The 384-nt window shown below is 63.3% G+C and carries 1 protein-coding gene; it reads left to right on the forward strand.

What is annotated here, in order from left to right; genetic code table 11:
* Window positions 1–384: response regulator transcription factor (locus I6F37_RS44670; RefSeq protein ID WP_225155081.1), on the forward strand; the 384-nt coding region annotated here is incomplete at both ends.

Here is a 384-nt window from a genome sequence, read left to right on the forward strand (position 1 = left end):
GCCGACGACTACGTGGTGAAACCCTTCAGCATGAAAGAGCTGTTAGCTCGTGTGGATGCCGTGCTGCGGCGGACCTGCGAACGCACCGCACCTTCCGACAGCCGCGCGGTCCCCGGCGGCACGGTCGATTTCAAGGACCGCTTCATTGCCTTCGGGGACGGCCGCCGCGAGGATCTATCCGAACGCGAATGCGACCTGCTGCGCTATCTGTTGGATTCGCAGGGCCGCATCGTCAGCCGCGAGGAAATCCTCCGCAACCTTTGGGGCCTCGATCCGGACCGCACCGAGACCCGCACCATCGACATGCACATCATGCATCTCCGAACCAAGCTCGGCGACAAGGATCAATCCCTGCTCGCGACGGTCCGCGGCAAGGGCTATTGT

It is taken from the genome of Bradyrhizobium sp. NBAIM08 (genome assembly GCF_020193935.1).
Taxonomy (GTDB): domain Bacteria; phylum Pseudomonadota; class Alphaproteobacteria; order Rhizobiales; family Xanthobacteraceae; genus Bradyrhizobium; species Bradyrhizobium yuanmingense.